Source organism: Nocardioides malaquae (genome assembly GCF_015070385.1).
Classification (GTDB): Bacteria; Actinomycetota; Actinomycetes; order Propionibacteriales; family Nocardioidaceae; genus Nocardioides; species Nocardioides malaquae.
Genome location: NZ_JADCSA010001387.1, coordinates 1 through 229 on the forward strand (window position 1 = coordinate 1; position 229 = coordinate 229).

The 229-nt window shown below is 54.6% G+C and carries 1 protein-coding gene; it reads left to right on the plus strand.

The genetic code is table 11. The annotated features are described in order from the left end of the window. Positions 1–18 precede the first annotated feature (18 nt). The coding region (locus IEQ44_RS17560) for a ribonuclease H family protein (protein WP_227487741.1) at positions 19–229 on the plus strand (211 nt) is incomplete at its 3' end.

Consider the following 229-nt stretch of genomic DNA (forward strand, 5'->3'; position numbering starts at 1 on the left):
CCATGGCTGCTACCAAGTGTGGAGGTGGACTTCACAATAGCAGAGAGGAAGAGGGAGAAGGGTAGTGGAGACCCAGATGAGCTGGTGAGGGAGAGGATGCAGCAGGAATGGGCAGACCATGTGCAGATTTATACAGATGGCTCCATGGACCCAAATAGTAAAAGGGTGGGGTTTGCAGTGCACATTCCCTCCCTGCAGATCACCCAGAGCAGACGGCTGCCAAATGGGG